The organism is Catellatospora aurea (assembly GCF_042663325.1).
Taxonomy (GTDB): domain Bacteria; phylum Actinomycetota; class Actinomycetes; order Mycobacteriales; family Micromonosporaceae; genus Catellatospora; species Catellatospora aurea.
Map to the genome: position 1 here is coordinate 107,635 of NZ_JBHTAC010000002.1, position 19,843 is coordinate 127,477.

The 19,843-nt window shown below is 71.7% G+C and carries 16 protein-coding genes; 10 read left to right on the top strand and 6 right to left on the bottom strand.

Going from position 1 to position 19,843, the window contains the following annotated elements:
- Window positions 1–21 precede the first annotated feature (21 nt).
- Genes ACFQO7_RS02415 through ACFQO7_RS02425 form a run of 3 tightly spaced genes read left to right on the top strand, consistent with a single transcriptional unit; the run spans window position 22 to window position 2,840 of the window.
- Window positions 22–1,071 carry an LLM class flavin-dependent oxidoreductase gene (locus ACFQO7_RS02415; RefSeq protein WP_376804799.1) on the top strand — a complete coding sequence of 350 codons (1,050 nt, stop codon included), beginning with the start codon at window positions 22–24 and terminating at the stop codon, window positions 1,069–1,071.
- Window positions 1,064–2,092, top strand: a complete 1,029-nt coding sequence (locus tag ACFQO7_RS02420; RefSeq protein WP_376804800.1) for an LLM class flavin-dependent oxidoreductase — start codon at window positions 1,064–1,066, stop codon at window positions 2,090–2,092. Before ACFQO7_RS02415 ends, ACFQO7_RS02420 begins: the two co-directional genes overlap by 8 nt.
- A 28-nt stretch (window positions 2,093–2,120) precedes the next feature.
- A complete protein-coding gene (locus ACFQO7_RS02425) occupies window positions 2,121–2,840 on the top strand; it encodes an NADPH-dependent F420 reductase (RefSeq protein WP_376804801.1) in 720 nt (239 codons plus the stop codon).
- A gap of 17 nt (window positions 2,841–2,857) precedes the next feature.
- On the opposite strand, the gene ACFQO7_RS02430 is transcribed toward ACFQO7_RS02425, so the two are convergent.
- From ACFQO7_RS02430 to ACFQO7_RS02440, 3 genes are all read right to left on the bottom strand, one after another.
- Window positions 2,858–4,105: an MFS transporter gene (locus tag ACFQO7_RS02430; protein WP_376804802.1), complete on the bottom strand. Its 1,248-nt coding sequence runs from the start codon at window positions 4,103–4,105 to the stop codon at window positions 2,858–2,860.
- Window positions 4,093–5,496 (bottom strand): FAD-dependent oxidoreductase, encoded by a 1,404-nt coding sequence (locus ACFQO7_RS02435; RefSeq protein WP_376804803.1) that lies wholly within the window; start codon window positions 5,494–5,496, stop codon window positions 4,093–4,095. The genes ACFQO7_RS02430 and ACFQO7_RS02435 overlap by 13 nt, the downstream gene beginning before the upstream one ends.
- Before the next feature lie 73 nt (window positions 5,497–5,569).
- Window positions 5,570–5,929 (bottom strand): ArsR/SmtB family transcription factor, encoded by a 360-nt coding sequence (locus ACFQO7_RS02440; RefSeq protein WP_376805014.1) that lies wholly within the window; start codon window positions 5,927–5,929, stop codon window positions 5,570–5,572.
- Window positions 5,930–6,019: 90 nt separating this feature from the next.
- On the opposite strand from ACFQO7_RS02440, the gene ACFQO7_RS02445 reads away from it, so the two are divergent.
- The 5 genes from ACFQO7_RS02445 (at window position 6,020) to ACFQO7_RS02465 (ending at window position 9,409) form a co-directional block, all read left to right on the top strand.
- Complete coding sequence (locus tag ACFQO7_RS02445; protein WP_376804804.1) at window positions 6,020–6,373, top strand: ArsR/SmtB family transcription factor; 354 nt, start codon at window positions 6,020–6,022, stop codon at window positions 6,371–6,373.
- Window positions 6,374–6,455: 82 nt separating this feature from the next.
- Window positions 6,456–6,773, top strand: coding sequence for an ArsR/SmtB family transcription factor (locus ACFQO7_RS02450; RefSeq protein ID WP_376804805.1), 318 nt, complete (start codon window positions 6,456–6,458; stop codon window positions 6,771–6,773).
- A complete protein-coding gene (locus ACFQO7_RS02455) occupies window positions 6,773–7,522 on the top strand; it encodes an aquaporin (protein ID WP_376804806.1) in 750 nt (249 codons plus the stop codon). Before ACFQO7_RS02450 ends, ACFQO7_RS02455 begins: the two co-directional genes overlap by 1 nt.
- A complete protein-coding gene (locus ACFQO7_RS02460) occupies window positions 7,519–7,932 on the top strand; it encodes an arsenate reductase ArsC (RefSeq protein ID WP_376804807.1) in 414 nt (137 codons plus the stop codon). Before ACFQO7_RS02455 ends, ACFQO7_RS02460 begins: the two co-directional genes overlap by 4 nt.
- A 145-nt stretch (window positions 7,933–8,077) precedes the next feature.
- The gene (locus ACFQO7_RS02465) at window positions 8,078–9,409 is read left to right on the top strand and encodes a YibE/F family protein (RefSeq protein ID WP_376804808.1); all 1,332 of its coding nucleotides are present in this window, start codon (window positions 8,078–8,080) and stop codon (window positions 9,407–9,409) included.
- Between the two features lie 140 nt (window positions 9,410–9,549).
- Here the strand turns inward: ACFQO7_RS02465 and ACFQO7_RS02470 are convergent, their stop codons facing one another.
- Entirely contained in the window at window positions 9,550–10,047 is a 498-nt protein-coding gene (locus ACFQO7_RS02470) for a winged helix-turn-helix domain-containing protein (protein WP_376804809.1), read from the bottom strand.
- Between the two features lie 365 nt (window positions 10,048–10,412).
- Here ACFQO7_RS02470 and ACFQO7_RS02475 point away from each other — a divergent pair, with 365 nt between their 5' ends.
- Complete coding sequence (locus ACFQO7_RS02475; protein ID WP_376804810.1) at window positions 10,413–14,762, top strand: S8 family serine peptidase; 4,350 nt, start codon at window positions 10,413–10,415, stop codon at window positions 14,760–14,762.
- A 69-nt stretch (window positions 14,763–14,831) separates the two neighbouring features.
- Here ACFQO7_RS02475 and ACFQO7_RS02480 read toward each other — a convergent pair whose 3' ends face one another.
- Complete coding sequence (locus ACFQO7_RS02480; protein WP_376804811.1) at window positions 14,832–15,344, bottom strand: winged helix-turn-helix domain-containing protein; 513 nt, start codon at window positions 15,342–15,344, stop codon at window positions 14,832–14,834.
- A 320-nt stretch (window positions 15,345–15,664) separates the two neighbouring features.
- Here ACFQO7_RS02480 and ACFQO7_RS02485 point away from each other — a divergent pair, with 320 nt between their 5' ends.
- On the top strand, window positions 15,665–17,956 hold the full coding sequence (locus ACFQO7_RS02485) for a HelD family protein (protein WP_376804812.1): 2,292 nt from the start codon (window positions 15,665–15,667) through the stop codon (window positions 17,954–17,956).
- A 321-nt stretch (window positions 17,957–18,277) separates the two neighbouring features.
- Here the strand turns inward: ACFQO7_RS02485 and argG are convergent, their stop codons facing one another.
- Complete coding sequence (gene argG, locus ACFQO7_RS02490) at window positions 18,278–19,729, bottom strand: argininosuccinate synthase (RefSeq protein WP_376804813.1); 1,452 nt, start codon at window positions 19,727–19,729, stop codon at window positions 18,278–18,280.
- Window positions 19,730–19,843 lie beyond the last annotated feature (114 nt).

Sequence of the window (19,843 nt, forward strand, 5' to 3'; positions counted from 1 at the left end):
GCGGCGGGGCAGGGGGAGACCATGACGACCGAACGCTTCGAACTGGGGCTCAACTCGTTCGGGGAGGTGGCCACCGACGGCGACCGGCTGCTGAGCGACGCCGAGACCCTGCGGCTCATCGTCGAGGAGGCGCAGCTCGCCGACGCGGTCGGGCTCGACGTGTTCAGCGTCGGCGAGCACTACCGCGAGGGCTTCACCGACTCGGCGACACCCGTGCTGCTCGCCGCGATCGCGCGGGCCACGCAGCTGATCCGGCTCGGCACCTCGGTCACCGTGCTGAGCACGAACGACCCCGTCCGGCTGTACCACGAGTTCTATACGCTGGACGCGGTGTCCGGCGGCCGCGCCCAGCTGGTGCTCGGCCGCGCCTCGGCGACCGAGTCGTTCCCGCTGTTCGGCTACGACCTGGCCGACTACGAGCGCCTGTTCGAGGAGAAGCTCGACCTGTTCATGCGGCTGCAGCGGGAGGACGCGGTCACCTGGTCGGGCACCGTGCGCACCCCGCTGACCGGGCAGCGGCTGCACCCGCGGATGCCCGAGGGCGGCATCCCCACCTGGATCGGCGTCGGCGGCAGCCCGAACTCGGTGCTGCGCGCCGCCCGCTACGGGCTGCCGCTCATGATGGCGATCATCGGCGGCCGGCCGCAGCGCTTCGCGGGCAACGTCGAGCTGTACCTGCGCGCCCTGGAGCGGTTCGGGCACGCCCCGCTCCCCATCGCGCAGCACTCGCTGGGCCTGGTCGCCGACACCGACGACGAGGCCGTGGAGACCTGGTGGCGGTACTGGCAGCCGGTCGTCGCGGACCTCGCCCGCGAACGCGGCTTCTACGCCCCGACGCGCCAGCGCTACGAAGCCGAACTCGACGGGGGCGCCCTGTTCGTCGGCTCTCCCGAGACCGTCGCCCGCAAGATCGCGACCATGGCACGTGACCTGCGGCTCAGCCGCTTCGACCTCAAGTACGACATCATGCGCCTGCCCCGGGCAGCCCGCGCCCGCAGCATCGAGCAGTTCGGCCGCGAGGTCGCCCCGCGGGTGCGCGAACTGCTCTCGAAGGAGCCCACCCATGTCTGACCTCGTGTTCGGCCTCGACACCTTCGGCGACGTGCCGGACGACGACACCGGCCACCCCGTCTCCTACGCCGCCGCCATCCGGCAGGTCGTCGACGAGGCGGTGATCGCCGACGACCTCGGCGTCGACGCGCTCGCCGTCGGCGAACACCACCGGCCGGAGTACTCGGTGTCCACGCCGGAGACCGTGCTGGCCGGGATCGCCACCCGCACCAAGCGCATCCGCCTCGGGTCCGGCGTCACCGTGCTCAGCTCCGACGATCCGGTGCGGGTGTTCCAGCGCTTCGCCACCGTCGACGCGCTGTCCAACGGCCGAGCCGAGGTCATCCTCGGGCGCGGCTCGTTCACCGAGTCGTTCCCGCTGTTCGGCTACGACCTGGCCGACTACGACGTGCTGTTCGAGGAGAAGCTCGACCTGTTCGTGAAGCTGCTCGACGAGCAGCCGGTGACCTGGAGCGGCACTGTGCGCGCCCCGCTGCGCAACGCCGACGTGTTCCCGAAGACCGAATCGGGTCGGCTGAGCACCTGGGTCGGCGTCGGCGGCTCGCCGCAGTCGGTGGTGCGCACCGCGCGGCACGGTCTGCCGCTCATGCTCGCGATCATCGGCGGGCAGCCCGGCCGCTTCGCGCCTTACATCGAGCTGTATCGGCGCGCCGCCGAGCAGCTCGGCACGACCGCGTTGCCGGTCGGCATGCACTCGCCGGGCTTCGTGGCCGACACCGACGAGCAGGCCAAGGAGATCTTCTGGCCGCACTACCGGGTCATCCGCGACCGGATCGGCGCGCTGCGCGGCTGGCCGCCGATCCGCCGCGCCGAGTTCGACGCCGAGGTCGAGCACGGATCGCTGTACATCGGCTCACCCGACACCGTCGCCCGCAAGATCGCCAATACGGTACGCGCGCTCGGCGTCGGCCGGTTCGACCTCATCTACACGGCCGGCGCGCAGCCGGTGAGCGCCCGCCTGCGCGCCGTCGAGCTGTACGGCGCGAAGGTGATCCCGATGGTCCGCGACCTGCTCGCCTGATCGCCGCATCGACACCGAAGGGCACGACATGAACGACACCGCTCAGGACGGTCCCCGGACCCTCGGCATCCTCGGCGCGGGCAAGCTGGGCACCGTCCTCGGGCGGCTCGCCGTGGCCGCCGGATACCGGGTGCTCATCGCCGGTTCCGGCGACCCGGCCAAGATCGCGCTGACCGTCGAGGTGCTCGTCCCCGGCGCGGTCGCCACCACCGCCCGCGACGCGGCGGCCCGCGCCGACATCGTCGTGCTGGCGCTGCCGCTCGGCAAGTACCGCGCCATCGACCCGGACCCGCTGCGCGGCAAGCTCGTCGTCGACGCGATGAACTACTGGTGGGAGGTCGACGGCATCCGGGAGGATCTCACCGACCCGCGTACGTCCTCCAGCGAGACCGTGCAGGCCCACCTGTCCGGGGCCCGCGTCGTGAAGGCGTTCAACCACGTCGGCTACCACGACATCGAGGACCAGGCCCGGCCCGCCGGGCAGGCCGGACGCACCGCCGTCGCGATCGCCGGAGACGGCCCCGCCGACGTCGCCGCGGTCGCCGCGCTGGTCGACGCGCTCGGCTTCGACCCGGTGGTGGCCGGTCCGCTGGCCGAGGGCATCCGTTTCGAACCGGGCACCGAACTCTTCGGCGCGGACGTCGACGTCGCCGAGGTGCGGACCCGCCTCGACCGCTTCCCGGATTCGGAACGCGGCCGCGCCGTCGCCCGGGCACGGGGGCAGCTGCTCGCCACCGAACAGGGGTGAGGTTCCCCGGGAGCTGTTCACCGATCTTGACGCGGTGATCCTGCCGGAGTCGCGGCCAGCGTGAGGCAGGTGGCCGCGACGGCGCATGCGGCGCTGACCACGGCCAGGACCGGGGTGTAGGTGCCGGCGGCGAGGTACAGGCCGGCGGCGGCCAGCGGCGCGCCCGCCTTGGCGACGGTGGTCGGCACGGTCAGGGCGGCGGCGATGGTCGCATAGCCGGTGGTGCCGTACCGCTGGGCCAGCAGCGCGGGGCGGGCGATGGTGCCGACGCCGAAACCGGTGCCGAACAGCACGACGCAGCACACCGCGCCGGGGCGGGTGTGGCCGAGCACGGGCAGCGCGGCGGCGGCCCCCGCCTGAATGCCGAACACGGCCGCCGTGACGGCGGCGGTGGAGCGGCGGCGGGTCAGGCCCGTGGCGACGATCCGGCCGGTGACGGACATGACCCCGAGCAGCCCGGCGACGGTGGCGGCGAACGCGGCAGGGTGGCCGAGGCCGGTCAGGTAGCTGATCAGGTGTACGGACACGACGGAGACGGCGCTGCCGTGCACGACGAACGCGGCGGTCAGCAGCCAGAACCCGCGGTGGCGCAGCGCGTCGCGGACCGCGGCCCGTCGCGCCGCGTGGTCGACCGCCGCTGCGGCCGGATGCCCCCGGGGCCGTGCCGGGACGGCGAGGAAGTGCAGCGGGACGGCGATCACGGCGTAGGTCAGCGCGAGGACGACCAGCGCGGTCCGCCAGCCGTGGCGCTCCTGCAGCGCGGCGGCCGTGGGCAGGAAGACCGTGCTGGCGAATCCGGCCACGACGGTGATCGCCAGCAGCGCGCCCGCCCGCTGCGCCGCGGTGCTCGTGGCGACGACGACCGCGAACGCCGCCTCGTAGAGGACCATCGCCGAGGCGACGCCCAGCACCGTGAACACCGCGTACAGCTGTCCGACGTCGGTGACCTGCGACCAGGCGAGGACCGCGCCGGCGCCGAGGACCGAGCCGAAGGTCATCAGGCCGCGCCCGCCGCGGCGGTCCAGCCACCGTCCGATCGGGACGGCCGCCGCGGCGGTGGTGAGCACGCTGACGGTCAGCGCGCCGGTGACCGCCGCCGTGGTGGTGTGCAGGTCGGTCGCCATCGGTGCGAGGAAGACGCTGAACACGTAGTACAGCACGCCGTACCCGATGGTCTGGGTGACGGCGAGCGCGGCCACGACCGGCCGCAGGCGACCGCCGGCCTCCGCGGTGGAGGCCGGCGTGGGCGACGTCAGCCGCAGCATCCGCCGGTCTCGGTCTCGCCCGGGGCGGCCTGGACCACCGGCAGGCTCAGTAGCCCACCGGCGACACCCGTGACCAGGCCACGTGGCGCGGCGGTCGGTTCGGGGGTGCCGCAGCACGCGGCGTCGTCGGCGCTGAGCGCCGCCGACGAGGAGCAGACCCCGGTCTCGGGCAGTTCCAGCCGCACGTCACGGGCGGCGTCCCAGTCCCCGGCCAGGGCGGCGACCACCGAGCGGACCTGCTCGTAGCCGGTGGCCATGAGGAAGGTGGGCGCGCGGCCGTACGACTTCGCGCCGACGGCGTAGTAGCCGGTCTCGGGCTGGGTTAGTTCGTCGACCCCGTGCGGCGGGACCGTGCCGCAGGAGTGCTGGTTCGGGTCGATCAACGGGGCCAGGGCGCGGGTCGAGCCGAGCACCGGGTCGAGGTCCAGGCGCAGCTCCGAGGCGATCGTGTGGTCCGGCCGGAAGCCGGTCGCCGACACGATCCGGTCCGCGGTGACGCTCGCCCCGCTGCGGGAGGTCACGGTCACCATGCCGCCGTCGACCGTGACGGCCTGCACCGAGAACCCGGCGTGCAGGGTGATCGCCCCGGACTCGACCAGCGCCCGCACGCGGGTGCCGAGCGCGCCGCGGGCGGGCAGGGCGTCGGCGTCGCCCCCGCCGTACGTGCGGGTGGCCGCGCCGGTGCGGATGGCCCAGCTCACGGTCGTGCCTGGTGCCTCGGTGGCGAGCTGCGCCAGGGCGAGCAGGGTGTTGGCGGCGGAATGGCCCGCGCCGACGACGAGGGTGTGCCGGCCGGCGAAGCGGTCGCGGTCCGCGCCGAGCACGTCGGGCAGGGCACTGTCGACGTATGCTGCCGCCTCGGGCTCGCCGTGCGCGGGCAGGCCGGAGCCGCCCAGCACGTTGGGGGTGGGCCAGGTGCCGGAGGCGTCGATCACCGCTCGGGCGGTGAGTTCCTCACCGGTGGCGAGGCGGATCAGGAACGGGGTGTCCTCGCGCCCGGTGGTGCGGACCCGGTCGAGCCCGTCGCGGCTGATCGCGACCACCTTCGCGCCGTAGCGGACCCGGCCCGCGAGCGCGGGCAGCTTGGTCAGGGGCTCCAGGTAGTCGGTGACGATCTGCGCGCCCAGCGGCAGCTCGGCCAGGTCCGGCGTGATCCAGCCGTCGGCCTCCAGCAGCCGGCGGGCCGCGTGGTCGAGGTTGAACCGCCACGGGCTGAACACCCGTACATGCCCCCAGCTCGCCATGGCCGCGGCGGGACCACTGCCAGCCTCCAGGACCAGGAAGTCCAGGCCGCGCTCGGCCAGGTGCGCGGCGGCGGCGAGGCCGACCGGGCCAGCGCCGACCACCACGATCGGGAGGTTGTCCGGGGAGTTGGTAGTCGATGAGGGCATGGTGGCGACTCCTTGTTTAGAAGTTTCTCTAAGCGACGTATTTAGAGTGCCGCCTACTTAGAAATCTGTCAACTCAGCCTGCCTGTCGCTGTGCCGCGTCGCCCGGACTGGCAACCGGACGGCCCATCACCACATCGGCGGCGGTGGGAAAGCGGTCCAGGCAGTTCGCGTTGATCCGGTAGAGGTTCGCGTTGCCTGCCGCCTCGACCAGCACGAAGCGCACTTCGGCAAGGATCTTCAGGTGCTGCGAGACCGTCGACTGGGCCAGGCCCATCGCGGCGGTGAGCTGCCCGACGCTCATCGGCTCGCGCCTGCGGGCGAGCAACTCTGCGATCTGCACCCGAGTCGGATCGGCAAGTGCCCGGAACCAGGATGCATACCGCTGGGCGACCTCGCGGTCGAGCAGCTCCTCCATGCCATCCTCCAACATCATCGTTAATCGCCGATAGACGATGATAGGCGGCGGGCGTGAGGCGCGACAACCCGCGTTGCCGTCTGCTTCGAAAACTGTCAACCTAGGGGTATGTCGAAGCAGCTGACCGTCCTGGAGTCGGAGGTGTGCTGCGCACCCCTGACCGCCGCCACGGTTTCCGCCGAGGCGGCCACGGACCTCGCGGCCGCGTTCAAGGCGCTCGGTGACCCGGTGCGCCTGCAGCTGCTGTCGATGATCGCCTCCGCGGACGGGGGAGAGGCCTGCGTCTGCGACCTGACCCCCGCGTTCGACCTGACCGGACCCACGATCTCGCACCACCTGAAGGTGCTCCGGGAGGCCGGCCTGGTCGAGTCCGACCGCCGCGGCACCTGGGTCTGGTACCGGGCGAACCGCCCGCGCATGGCTGCCCTGTCCGCTCTGCTGGACATCGCTCCCGCTACCTGAGCGGTTCGTGGGGTGAGTGCGTCACCCAATGTTCATGATCGCGAAGTTGCGGCCCTGACCGGCGGGACTGTTTGATTACCGCGTGGTGATATCAGTTTCCGGTGATGCGCCGGCGGAGGTGCTGCGGCTGCTGGCCGACCCCGCCCGCGCTGCCATCGTCGACGCCCTGGCGGCAGGCCCCGCCTGCACCTGCCATCTCGTCGAGGACCTCGGCCTGTCGCAGCCGAACGTGTCCAACCACCTGCGCGCACTGCGCCACGCGGGTGTGGTCAAGGCCGAACCCTACGGCCGCTACACCTACTACCACCTCAACGCCGACGCTCTCGACGCCGCCGCAGCACACTTCTCCGAACTCGCCGCGAGGGCGCGCGCGACCTCCGACAACCGCCGGGAGTGCTGATGCCCGCCGCGCTGCCCCGCCGCCTGCTGGGCGAACTGCTCGGCACCATGCTGCTGGTCACCGCTGTCGTCGGCTCCGGCATCATGGCCACCCGGCTGTCACCGGACGACGTCGGCCTGCAACTGCTGGAGAACTCCACGGCGACCGTATTCGCGCTCGCCGTGCTGATCCTGATCCTCGGCCCGGTGTCCGGCGCGCACTTCAACCCCGTGGTGACCGTCGCAGCGTGGTGGTCTGACCGGCATGACCCCGCGGGTCTGCCCGCACGGGACATCGCGCCCTACCTCGCGGCCCAGACGCTGGGCGCGATCGCGGGATCGGTTCTCGCGAACGCGATGTTCGGGGTCGCGCAGGGCCTGTCGGCGACCGTACGCGACAAGCCGCAGCTCTGGCTGGGCGAGGTCGTCGCGACGGCCGGCCTGGTGCTGCTCGTCTTCGCGCTCGTCCGCACGGGCCGCGCGGCGCTGGCGGCCCCCGCGGTCGGGGCGTACATCGGTGCGGCGTACTGGTTCACCAGCTCCACCAGCTTCGCCAATCCCGCCGTCACCGTCGGCCGCGCGTTCACCGACACCTTCGCCGGGATCACCCCCACCTCCGTACCGGGGTACATCGGCGCACAGGTCCTCGGCGCCCTGATCGGCGTCGGCCTGGTCGCCGCGCTCTTCCCCGCGGTGCGGGCCACCCGCGACGACATCGACGTCCGAGCGGGACGACCTATCGAAGAACTGACCGTAGGAGAACGGCGATGACCGACCCCAAGCCCAGCGTTCTGTTCGTGTGCGTGCACAACGCCGGCCGCTCCCAGATGGCCGCCGGATGGTTGCGCCACCTCGCCGGCGACGCCGTGGAGGTCCGCTCCGCGGGCTCCGCGCCGGCGGATCAGATCAACCCCGTCGCCGTCGAGGCGATGCGCGAGGTCGGCATCGACATCACCGGCCAGACCCCGAAGATCCTCACCCCGGAGGCGTCCGAGGCGTCCAGCGTGGTCATCACGATGGGCTGTGGAGACGTGTGCCCGTACTTCCCGGGCCAGCGCCACGAGGACTGGAAGCTCGACGACCCCGCCGGGCAGGGCATCGACGCCGTGCGTCCGATCCGCGACGAGATCCGCGACCGGGTCCGGGCACTGCTCGACGATCTGACGGCCGCCGAACGCTGAAGCGCTCCGGGGGCCGCGACGGCCCGGCGCGGCTCACGGCGGGTACGGTCGGAGCAGCGACTACACTTCGCCGGACGCTGACAGCGACGCCACCGTGCCACCGACCCCGGGTGCCGTGGCGTCGACCACCGCCGAGGAGCATCCGGTGAACCGAGCCCACGACCACGACACCGCCGACGGCCACGCCGGGCACGCGCACTCCCACGCCCCGGTCCCGGTGTCCCGGCGGGCCACCCGGCTGACCCTGGCCGCGCTGATCCCCGCCGCCGTGCTCACCCTGGTCGGGCTGTTCCTGCTGTGGCCTGGCGACCTCAAGACCGAGCCGTGGACCGGGGCCGTCAACCACGACGGCGTCGTGGCGTCCGTGCGGATCATCGACTGCGCCGACGCCGCCGAGCCGCCCGTGCAGACCCCCGAGCAGAAAGCGCCGCCGGTGTGCGGTGACGTCGTGGTGCGGCTCGCCGACGGCAAGGTGGTCACCACCGCGATCCCGTCGGGTCCGGGCGCGCCCGAGGTCGAGGCCGGCGACAAGGTCGTGGTGATGGAGACCGAGTCGTTCGAGCAGGACGGCACGATCAAGTACGACATCGCGGACCACGACCGCACCGACGGGCTGTGGGCGCTGGTGCTGGCGTTCGTCGGCGCGGTGATCGCGTTCGGCCGCTGGCGCGGCGTGTCGGCGCTGGCCGGGCTGGCGTTCACCTTCGCCGTGCTGCTGATGTTCGTGGTCCCCGCCATCCTGCAGGGCAGCTCGCCGCTGCTGGTCGCGATCGTCGGCTCGTCGTTGATCATGTTGGTGGTGCTCTACCTGACCCACGGCTTCAACGCGCCCACGTCGATGGCCGTGCTGGGCACGCTGACCGCCCTGGCGCTGACCGGCGGCCTGTCGGCGCTGTCCGTGTCGCTGCTGCACCTGACCGGCATGGCCAGCGAGGAGTCGCTGTACGTCACGTTCGTCAACGCCGACATCAACATGCCGGGCCTGCTGCTGGCGGGCATCCTCATCGGCGCGCTCGGCGTGCTCGACGACGTCACCGTCACGCAGGCGTACACGGTCGCCGAACTCGCCAACGCCAATCCGAATCTGGGCTTCGGCGGCCTGTACCGGGCGGCGTCGCGGGTCGGGCGCGCGCACATCACCTCGGTCATCAACACCATCGTGCTGGCGTACGCCGGCGCGTCGTTGCCGACGCTGCTGCTGCTCACCGCGGGCGGCGCGCCGCTGGGGGAGATGCTGACCAACGAGTTCCTGGCGCAGGAGATCGTGCGCTCCGTGGTCGGCACGATCGGGCTGATCTCCGCGGTGCCGATCACTACGGCGCTGGCGGCCCTCGTCAGCAGCCGCGGCGAGGGCAGGGCCGCGACGCCGCGACGGACAAGGCCGCGTCAGGCCGACGCGCTCGAACAGGCCTGGGGCCTGCCGCCGGAGGCGGACGCGTTCCGGCACCCGGCACCAGCCCGGCACGACCACGGCTGAGCTGCGATCGCCGAAGCCCTGCCGCTACCGCCGGGATACGGGGTGGGCAGGGTGTCGGCATTCGGACGTGTCGATGGCAGTGTCGGTGCTGCCGTCCGCGGCTGCCGCGCTGCCGAGCACGTGCCTGTTTCGGGCAGTAATCAGGCGCGCCCGATCTGCGGCTGCCGCCGGTCGGTCAGCCGCAGGCCGACGCCCCGCACCGCGTCGATCGTGGTGCCCGTGCCGAGCCGGCGCAGCTTGTGCCGGAGCCGCTTGACCACGGACTGGACGTCGGCCTTGCCTTCGAGGCCCTCGTCGCGCCATACCGTGCGGTGCAGTTCGGCGTAGCTCCAGATCCGGACGGGCTCGCTGGTCAGGCAGGTCAGCAGGTCCAGCTCCAGCCGGGTCAGGTCGACCTCGCGGCCGCGGCAGCGCGCCGTGGACCTCGCCGAGTCGATGACCAGGGAGCCGTCGCCGGTGGCGGGCGCCGTCTCGGCGCGCTGCTGCGGAGCCGCGATCAGCCGGCGCAGCTCGTCGAGGTCGGCCACCAGCAGGAGCGGGGCGATGCCGTCCAGGCGTTCGGCGAGCCGGATCCGCTCGGCGGGCGACGGTGCGACCGCGATCAGCAGGGGGAACGGATCGGTGTCCGGATCGGACACCGGCGATGCGCTTTTCTGGTCCTCGATCACGGCTACCGCCCGAATGTGGTGAGCATGCTGACCAGCTCTCGTCATGGTCCTGACAGTGATGGGCAAATTCGCCGCCAACCTGGCAACCGTTAGCGACAAGTTGCTCACGGCAAGTTATTGATCGTCCTTTCTGCTCGATCATAGTGTCCAAACGGGCAACCGGCGTGACCCGCGCGGTGTATGGGGGTGTCACTGAGGGAGTCGTCGGCTCGGCTCCATCGAACCGGGACGCCCCCGCACCCTCACTTTGGCTCGTTTCAATCGGGGTCGTTCTGAGGGAGGCAGCACCGATGTTCAGACGTCCACAATGGAGAACCAGTGCCACCAGATCGCTGGTGAGCGCCGGAGCGGCGGTTCTGCTCGCCGCGACCGGGCTGGTCGGCACCGGCTCGACCGCACAGGCGGCGCAGGCCGCAGCCGACAAGATCCGGCCAGAGCTCGCCAGACAGCTCGCGGCCAAGAGTGAGGGAGACTTCTGGATCCGGTTCACCGACCGGGCCGACCTCGGCAAGGCCAAGGCCGTCAAGGACTGGGCGGAACGCGGCACCGCGGTCGCCCAGGCGCTGCGCAAGACCGCCGCCGAGAGCCAGAAGAAGGTCCGCGCCGACCTCGACGCCGCAGGCGTGAAGTACCAGACGTTCTGGGCGACCAACGCCATCAAGGTGAGCAGCGGCTCCCTGGCCATGGCGCAGAAGTACGCGGCGCACGCCGAGGTCGAGGGGCTCTACGCCCCGGTCGTCTACCAGGTGCCCGAGACCACCAAGGGCACCGACGAGCAGACCGTGAACGCCCTGGAGTGGGGCATCGCGAACATCAACGCCGACGACGTCTGGGCGCAGTACGGCGTCAAGGGCGAAGGCATCACCATCGCCAACATCGACACCGGGGTCCAGTTCGACCACCCGGCCTTGGTCGCCTCGTACCGGGGCAACAACGGCGACGGCACCTTCGACCACGACTACAACTGGTTCAACGCGGCCGGCACCTGTGACACCCCGTGCGACGACGACGGCCACGGCACGCACACCATGGGCACCATGGCCGGAGCCGACGGCGCGAACCAGATCGGCGTCGCCCCCGGCGTCAAGTGGATCGCCGCGAACGGCTGCTGCCCCAGCGACGCCGCGCTGATCACCTCCGGTGAGTGGATGCTGGAGCCGACCGACCTCGACGGTCAGAACCCCGACGCGAGCAAGCGTCCGAACATCATCAACAACTCGTGGGGCACCGAGCTGCCGTCCAACGACCCGTTCATGGAGGACGTGACGCTGGCCTGGGCCGCCTCGGGCATCTTCGGCACCTGGTCCAACGGCAACAACGGCTCCGGCTGCCAGACCAGCGGCTCGCCGGGCAGCCTGGTCAGCAACTACTCGACCGGCGCGTACGACGTGAACAACAACATCGCCGGCTTCTCCTCCCGCGGCGCGGGCCAGAACGGCGAGATCAAGCCGAACATCTCCGCCCCCGGCGTGAACGTGCGCTCCAGCGTGCCGGGCAACGGGTACGCCAGCATCAGCGGCACCTCGATGGCGGCTCCGCACCTCGCGGGCGCGATCGCGCTGCTGTGGTCGGCGGCTCCGGCGCTGGTCGGTGACATCGACGCGACCCGCGCCCTGCTCAACGGCGCGGCGATCGACAAGGCCGACACCCAGTGCGGCGGCACCGCGGCCGACAACAACGTCTACGGCGAGGGTCGCCTGGACGCGCTGGTGCTGCTCAACTCCGCGCCGATCGGCGACACCGGCACGCTGGCCGGCACCGTCACCGACGCCGGCACCGGCAGCCCGCTGGCGGGCGCGACGGTGACCATCACCGGCTCGGTCGACCGCGAGGTGACCACCGGGGCCGACGGCAGGTTCTCCACCCTGCTGCCGGCCGGCGACTACCAGGTCGCCGTGGCGCTGTTCGGGTACACCGCGGCGACGCGCACTGCCACGGTCACCGACGGCGCGACCACCACGGTCGACGTCGCGCTGAGCCCTGTCCCCAGCGTCGACGTCACCGGCTCGGTCACCGACGGCTCCGGGCACGGCTGGCCGCTGTACGCGAAGGTCACCGTGGAAGGCCCGTCGGGCGTCTACGACCACACCACGCCGGTCAACGGGCGCTACGCCCTGCGGCTGCCGGCCGGGGCGACGTACAGCCTGAAGGTCGAGCCGCAGTACCCGGGCTACCAGACGGTGACCAAGCAGGTCGTCGTCGGCACGGGCAACGTCGTGGCCAACGTCGCCGTGCCGGTGAAGGCCGACAGCTGCACCGCCGCGCCCGGCTACGCCTACGGCTCCGACGGCGAGTACGAGACCTTCGACGGCACGACCGTGCCGCCGGGCTGGTCCGTGGTCGACAACAAGGGCAACGGCCAGGTCTGGAAGTTCACCGACGACGGCAACCGGGGCAACCTCACCGGCGGCACCGGCGGCTTCGCGATCATCGACAGCGACGACTACGGGCTCGGCGGCGCGCAGGACAGCTCGCTGGTCAGCCCGGTGGTCAACCTGACCGCGGTCACCGCCCCGGTCATCCGGTTCAACCAGGACTTCAACCAGCTCGGCTCCGACCGGGCCGACGTCGACCTCAGCCTCGACGGCGGCGCGACCTGGACGAACCTGCTGCGGCAGGCCGCCGACTTCCGCGGTCCGCGGACCACCGAGATCCCGATCCCGCAGGCCGCGGGCCAGTCGCAGGTCCAGGTCCGCTTCCACTACTACGACGCCTCGTACGAGTGGTGGTGGTCGGTCGACAACGTGCTGATCGGCAGCCAGGTCACCTGCGCCCCGGTCCCCGGCGGGCTGGTGCTCGGGCACGTGCGCGACAAGAACGACAACTCCTACCTCAACGGCGCGACGGTCACCAGCGACGACAAGCCGGCCGAGAAGGCCACCACCGTGGCGACCCCGGACGACCCGGAACTGCCCGACGGCTTCTACTGGATGTACTCCTCGCTCACCGGCGCGCACAAGTTCACCGCGCGGGCCGGCAACTACGTGACCCTGAGCAAGTCGGTCACCGTGCAGACCGACTGGGCGACCGCGGCGAGCTTCGTGCTCGCGGCGGGCAAGCTCACGGTCAATCCGGCCGCGGTGAGCGCGACCGTGCAGATGCCGACCGGCAAGGCGAGCAAGACGTTCACGGTGACCAATACCGGCGGCGCGCCGGTGCAGGTCGAGTTCAGTGAGCGCGAGGGCGGCTTCGAACTGCTGCGGGCCGACGGCTCGCGGCTGACCAGGCAGGAGGTCCTCGGCAGCGCCGGCGCGCCGGAGCAGCGGCTCAACACGCCGACGTCGTTCGCGGCGAAAGCATCGATGGGCAAGTCGGCTGATGCGGCGTCGCCCGCGGTCGGCCCGCAAGCCGAGCCGTGGACCGACATCGCCGACTACCCGGCCAACGTGATGGACAACCGGGTCGTCAGCCTCGACGGCAAGGTGTACTCCATCGCGGGCGGCGACGGCACGGACTCGTCGACGAAGAACTTCGTCTACGACCCCGTCGCGCAGACCTGGACGGCGATCGCCGACCTGCCCGGGGCCCGCAACGCGATGACCGTGGGCGTCGTCGGCGGGAAGATCATCGCCACCGGCGGCTGGGGTGACTCCGGCCCCGACGGCAGCACCTGGTCGTACGACCCGGCGGCCAACACCTGGACGGAGAAGGCCGACAACCCCGCGCCGCGCGCCGCGGCCGGGCAGGCGGTCGTCGACGGCAAGCTGTACGCCATTGGCGGCTGCACCACCGCCAGCTGCACCCCGATGTCCAACGACGTGGTCCGTTACGACCCCGCCACGAACACCTGGGCGGCGGTCGCCGACTACCCGAAGTCGGTGGCGTTCGCCTCCTGCGGCGGGATCGACGGCACGGTCTACTGCACCGGCGGCAACGACGGATCCGCCGCGCAGAAGGCCGGCTACGCCTACGACCCGGGCGCGGACACGTGGACGGCGATCGCCGACGCGCCGACCGACAACTGGGCCAGCTCGTTCGCCGTCGCGAGCGGCAAGCTGCTCGTCGTCGGCGGTTCGCTGGGCGGGGCCATCAGCAACGCCGGCTTCGCGTACGACCCGGCCACCAACTCGTGGTCGAACCTGCCCAACGCCAACACCGCCCGGTACCGCGGCGGCGCGGCGTGCGGCTTCTACAAGATCGGTGGTTCGTCGGGCAACTTCAGCGCGATGCCGGACAGCGAGGTCCTGCCGGGTCTGGAGGGCTGCGCCGAAGCGGCCGCCGACGTCAGCTGGCTGACGATCGACAAGTCCGCCGTCACGCTGGCGCCGGGGGCGAAGGTCACCGTCACCGTCGGCATGTCGGCGAACGTGGACCAGCCGGGCACGTACACCGCCTCGGTCGGGATCAAGGAGAACACGCCGTACACGATGGCTCCGGTGGCCGTCACGATGAATGTGACGCCGCCGAAGACCTGGGGCAAGCTGCTGGGCACCGTCACCGGGACCAGCTGCCAGGGCGTGGGCGCGCCGATCGTCGGCGCGGTGGTCCAGGTCGACTCGTGGGCGAACTCGTGGACGTTCGCGACCGACGCCCAGGGCAAGTACGCCTACTGGATGGACCGCCGCAACAACCCGCTGCAGCTGATCGTCGCCAAGGACGGCTGGAAGCCCCAGACCCGTCAGACGAGGATCAACACCAGCACACCCACGGTGGAGGACTTCGCGTTGTCCCCCATCCGGTGTTGACGGCTGACCGCTAGCTGATCCGGCCCGCCTGGTCCTCCGACCGGGCGGGCCGGATCGCGTCCAGGCCGGTCAGACCGGGGCGAGCCGGAAGCCGACGCCGCGTACCGCGTGGACGGTGACCGCCGCGTTCAGCCGGGCGAGTTTGCGGCGCAGCCGCCGCACCACCGAGTGCATGTCCGAGCCGCGGCCCAGGTGCTTGTTGCCCCACACCTCCAGGTGCAGCCGCTCGTAGGTCCAGACCTGCCCGGGGACGTCGGCCAGGCACAGCAGGAAGTCGTGCTCCAGCCGGGTGAGGGCGACCTCCCGGTTGCGCCAGCGCAGCACCCGCCGGTCGGAGTCCACAGCCAGGTCGGTCGGTGGTTGCTGCGGCGGTTCAGGAACCCGGGCGGTCGCCTTCGGCAGCGGGGGAGCGGCCGCGGCTGCGGGCGGCGTTCCGGCGACGCCCAGGAAGTCCCGGGCCTGCTCGACGCTCGACACGATCAGCAGGGCGGCGCTGCCGCCGAGCAGCCGGGCCAGGTGGCAGCGCTCGGCCGGCGAGGACGCGATGCCGATGACCAGCGAGTCGGCCGGGATTCCCCGCATCTGCCGACACCTCCGGTTCCCCACGGGTCTGGACGGTTTCCCACACAGCCGACCGATAGATCCACAATCGGCGCACTGACCCTAACCGACGAACGGCCTCGATGGGGATAAATATCTGCCGGTACGAGTATCGTGGCATGCTCCGCCGCGCTCACCGGAAACAGCGACGGGAGGTGAACCAAGCCCTCGCTTGTCCCTCCCGCGGTTCCAGTCTAACCGGTGCCAGCCCCGTGGCGAATCGGCCCGAATGACGATCTTTGTGCGCTCAGCCGCACATATGCTCGTGAACTCCACCCCAGCCGCCACTCCAGGGGAGCACTGTGCCTGACGTCAGAACGCAGGAGATCGCCGCCGAGCAGCAGCTCGTCGACCGGGTCTACGACCGCACCGAGGCCATGCGCGCCCAGGCCCGGCAGCTGGTCCGCGAGGGCCACGGTCGCGCCGCCGCCGGGCCCGCGGGCGGACTCGTGGAACGCGACGCGATGGTCCACCACGCGGCGGGCAAGCTGCGGGCGCTGGACGCCGAAGCCGAAGGGCTCGTGTTCGGCCGCCTCGACTTCGACGACGGCGAGACCTACCACATCGGCCGCCTCGGCGTCCGCGACGAGGACCGCGAGCCGCTGCTCATCGACTGGCGGGCCCCCGCCGCGGCGGCCTTCTACCGGGCCACGCCCGGCGAACCGCTCGGCGTCGTCCGCCGCCGCGTCATCATCAGCCGCGGCCGCGAGGTCGTCGACCTCGACGACGACCTGCTGACCCCCGACGACGCCGGAGAGCTGCGCGTACTGGGCGAGGGGTCGCTGCTCGCCGCTCTGCAGCGGGCCCGCGGGCCGCAGATGCGCGACATCGTCACCACCATCCAGCGCGAGCAGGACGAGGCGATCCGCGCTCCCGCCCGCGGCGTGACCCTGATCAGCGGCGGGCCGGGCACCGGCAAGACCCAGGTCGCTCTGCACCGCGCGGCGTACCTGCTCTACACCGACCGCGGCCGGTTCGCCGACGGCCGGGTCCTGGTCGTCGGGCCCTCGACCGTCTTCACCAACTACATCAGCCGGGTCCTGCCCGCGCTCGGCGAGGACAGCATCCAGCTGCGCGCCCTCGGCGAGCTGGTCGAGGGCGTGAGTGCGGTCCGCCGCGACCCCGCGCCGGTCGCCGAGATCAAGGGCAGCACCCGGCTCATGGACGCGGTGCTGGCCGAGCTGATCTGGCAGGCCCCGCCGACCGCACCGGAACAGCTCAAACTGGTGTACGCGGGCCAGGTCCTGAAGCTCGGCCCCGCTGAACTGTCCGCGGTGCGCGAGCGGGTCCGCGCCGCGGCCGCCGCCACCGGGACCCTGCCCAACACCGCCCGGCCGCTGGCCGCGAAGGCGCTGCTGGAGGCGTCGTGGGCGGTGGTCGACGGCGACCACCTGGACCGTGACCTGTTCATCGACGACGTCGGCGACCGCCCGGAGTTCCGGGCTTTCCTCGTCGCCTGGTGGCCCCGGCTCAGCCCGCCGGACGTGCTGGCGTGGCTCGCCGACGCCGACCGGACGCGCGGCGTGCTCGGCGACGACGCGGCCGAGCTCCTCGCCGGCTCCTCTCGAGGCGGCGCGGACTGGTCGATCGACGACGTGCCGCTGCTGGACGAGCTGTCCGAGCTGCTCGGCGAGCCGCCGGCCGCCCCGGCCGCCCGCGTCGAACCCGCCCGGCTGCGCGAGCTGACCATGGGTCCGCAGCTGGTGGACACGTTCGTGCTCAGCCTCGGCCTGCACGACGGCTGGAGCCTGTACGCCCCCGGCCTGCCCACCCCGATGGCCGTCGCCGGGCAGTCGATCGACAACGACGCGATCGCCGCCGCGCAGCGCTGGGCCGCCGCGATCATCCTGCGCGAAGGCCACCAGGTCGTCAGCTGGATCGACGGGCACGACCCGTACGGCGAGGACGGTTACGTGCCGGTGCTGGCCGAGCCGCTGCCGGTGGCCGAGCCGGAGGAGGAGTCGGCCACCTGGGACGACTACGCGCACGTGATCCTCGACGAGGCGCAGGACCTGTCGCCGATGGAGTGCCGGATGATCGCGCGCCGGGCGGAGTACGCGTCGATGACGATCGTCGGCGACCTCGGCCAGGCCACCCATCCGTTGGCCGCCGCATCGTGGAAGGAGCTGCTCGCCCGGCTCGACCGGCGCGAGGCGCGGATGCTCGACCTGCGCACCGGATACCGGGTGCCGCAGACCCTCGCCGACTACGCGGCGCGGATGCTCGCCCCGGGCATCGCGCCGACCCGTTCGTACCGGCCCGGGGGAGAGCTGTCGGTGCGGCAGGTCGACGACCTGGCCGCCGCCGTCCGTGACGCGGCCCGCAACGCGCCTGGCGACGGCAGTGTCGCGGTCGTCGCCGCCGACCACATGATCGCGGCGCTCGGCCCGCTCGCCGACGCGCCGCATGTCACCCTGGTCCCGGCGGGCCTGGTCAAGGGCCTCGAATACGACCACGTGATCGTCGTGGAGCCCGCCGAGATCGTGGCCGCCGAACCCCGCGGACAGCAGCGGCTCTATGTCGTGCTGACCCGCGCGGTCGCCCGCCTGGAGATCCTGCACCGCTCGCCGCTGCCGCCCGCCCTCCTGCCCTGAGCCGGACCGGCTCGCGCGGATGCGTCGGCCCTGGCGAAGGCCTGTTCGACAGCGGCTACATCTTTTTTGATGTGGCCACATCAAAAAAGATGTAGCCGCACACTCGCCATGGTGTTCCGGCGCCGTCGAACGTGTCCGGCTCGCCGCGCGTGACCAGCGGGTTCTCCGGCGGTGGCTGCGCTGATGGCGGCGTGGCCGGCGAGGCCACGGAGACCGATGGCCGGCCGCCGAGCCCGCCCTGGTCAAAGCCGGTCTGATGTTAGGAAGGGCACCTTCTAAAACGCGGAGCGTTAAGAAGGTGCCCTTCCTTAGTCCGGGGCGTCAGTCGGTGCCGGATTCCATGGCGGCGTTGTCGAGCAGTTCGTCGTCGCCGGGGGCGTGGCCGCGGGAGGCGATCGTGTCGGCGCCGCCTTCGGGGAGGGCTCCGATGAGCTGGTGCGGGCCGGGCGGGACAGCGGCGGTGACCTGCAGGTGCGGGCCACCGCCGACGATGCCGAGCTGGGCGTACTGCTCCAGCTTGGCGCGCGAGTCGGCGATGTCGAGGTTGCGCATGGTCAGCTGGCCGATGCGGTCGACGGGGCCGAACGCGGAGTCCTCGGTGCGCTCCATGGACAGCTTGTCCGGGTGGTAGCTCAGCGTGGGGCCGGTGGTGTCGAGGACCGAGTAGTCCTCGCCGCGCCGCAGCCGCAGGGTGACCTGGCCGGTGATCGCCGAGCCGACCCAGCGCTGCAGGGCCTCGCGCAGCATCAGCGACTGCGGGTCGAGCCAGCGGCCCTCGTAGAGCAGCCGGCCCAGGCGGCGGCCGTCGTTGTGGTACGCCGCGACCGTGTCCTCGTTGTGGATCGCGTTGACCAGCCGCTCGTACGCCGCGTGCAGCAGTGCCATGCCGGGCGCCTCGTAGATGCCCCGGCTCTTGGCCTCGATGATCCGGTTCTCGATCTGGTCGGACATGCCCAGGCCGTGCCGGCCGCCGATGGCGTTGGCCTCCATGACCAGGTCGACGGCGGAGCCGAACTCCTTGCCGTTGATGGTCACCGGCCGGCCCTGCTGGAAGCCGATGGTGACGTCCTCGGGCTCGATCGGCACCGAGCTGTCCCAGAACCGCACGCCCATGATCGGCTCGACGATCTCGATGCCCGTGTCGAGCCGCTCCAGGGACTTGGCCTCGTGGGTCGCGCCCCAGATGTTGGCGTCGGTGGAGTACGCCTTCTCGGTGCTGTCCCGGTAGGGCAGGTCACGGGCGAGCAGCCACTCGGACATCTCCTTGCGGCCGCCGAGCTCGGTGACGAACTGGGCGTCCAGCCACGGCTTGTAGATCCGCAGCGACGGGTTGGCCAGCAGGCCGTAGCGGTAGAACCGCTCGATGTCGTTGCCCTTGAAGGTGGAGCCGTCGCCCCACACCTGCACGCCGTCCTCCAGCATGGCCCGCACCAGCAGGGTGCCGGTCACGGCGCGGCCGAGCGGGGTGGTGTTGAAGTAGGCGCGGCCGCCGGAGCGGATGTGGAACGCGCCGCAGGCCAGGGCGGCCAGGCCCTCCTCGACGAGAGCCGCGCGGCAGTCGACCAGCCGGGCGATCTGCGCGCCGTACGCGTGGGCGCGACCGGGAACCGACGCGATGTCCGGTTCATCATATTGGCCGATGTCTGCGGTATAGGTGCATGGAATCGCACCTTTTTCGCGCATCCACGCGACAGCAACGGAGGTGTCGAGCCCGCCGGAGAAGGCGATGCCGACGTGTTCACCGACAGGAAGGGACGTTAGGACCTTGGACACCTGCAAAGTATATGCACACGGCCGTATGACTATGCAAGTTGAGCGGGTGAGTGAGTCGCGGCGCTCACCCATCCGGGTGACCTGTCCGGGAGCACACCCGGGCCGGTTTAGCCT

Coding starts and splice junctions, on each gene's coding strand:
- ACFQO7_RS02415 (WP_376804799.1), top strand. CDS start 22: ATGACGACCGAACGCTTCGAACTGGGGCTCAACTCGTTCGGGGAGGTG.
- ACFQO7_RS02420 (WP_376804800.1), top strand. CDS start 1,064: ATGTCTGACCTCGTGTTCGGCCTCGACACCTTCGGCGACGTGCCGGAC.
- ACFQO7_RS02425 (WP_376804801.1), top strand. CDS start 2,121: ATGAACGACACCGCTCAGGACGGTCCCCGGACCCTCGGCATCCTCGGC.
- ACFQO7_RS02430 (WP_376804802.1), bottom strand. CDS start 4,105: ATGCTGCGGCTGACGTCGCCCACGCCGGCCTCCACCGCGGAGGCCGGC.
- ACFQO7_RS02435 (WP_376804803.1), bottom strand. CDS start 5,496: ATGCCCTCATCGACTACCAACTCCCCGGACAACCTCCCGATCGTGGTG.
- ACFQO7_RS02440 (WP_376805014.1), bottom strand. CDS start 5,929: ATGATGTTGGAGGATGGCATGGAGGAGCTGCTCGACCGCGAGGTCGCC.
- ACFQO7_RS02445 (WP_376804804.1), top strand. CDS start 6,020: ATGTCGAAGCAGCTGACCGTCCTGGAGTCGGAGGTGTGCTGCGCACCC.
- ACFQO7_RS02455 (WP_376804806.1), top strand. CDS start 6,773: ATGCCCGCCGCGCTGCCCCGCCGCCTGCTGGGCGAACTGCTCGGCACC.
- ACFQO7_RS02460 (WP_376804807.1), top strand. CDS start 7,519: ATGACCGACCCCAAGCCCAGCGTTCTGTTCGTGTGCGTGCACAACGCC.
- ACFQO7_RS02480 (WP_376804811.1), bottom strand. CDS start 15,344: ATGCGGGGAATCCCGGCCGACTCGCTGGTCATCGGCATCGCGTCCTCG.